The following is a 221-nucleotide window of genomic DNA, read 5'->3' as shown; positions in this document are numbered from 1 at the left end:
CTCAAGGCCACCATCGACAACGACAGCAAGCCGGGCGCCACCGACACCGGCTTCGGCGACGCCATCGCCGTCGAAGTCGACGGCATCGGCGGAACCAGCGCAACCGGCAGCTTCACCGTCACCATCGTCGACGACGTGCCCAACGCGGTCGACGACGGTCCCGCCGGCGTGACCGAGGATGCCCTGAGCTCGATCTCGGGCAATGTGCTTGCCAATGACGT

At 67.0% G+C, this 221-nt stretch carries 1 protein-coding gene; it reads left to right on the top strand.

From position 1 onward, the window contains the following. Positions 1-221: hypothetical protein (locus E2A64_RS17895; protein WP_158285806.1), on the top strand; the 221-nt coding region annotated here is incomplete at both ends.

The sequence above is a fragment of the Pseudohoeflea suaedae genome (assembly GCF_004354915.1).
Classification (GTDB): domain Bacteria; phylum Pseudomonadota; class Alphaproteobacteria; order Rhizobiales; family Rhizobiaceae; genus Pseudohoeflea; species Pseudohoeflea suaedae.
The sequence above is the reverse complement of the archived record's forward strand: the minus strand, read 5'-3'. Positions and strand labels throughout refer to the sequence as shown.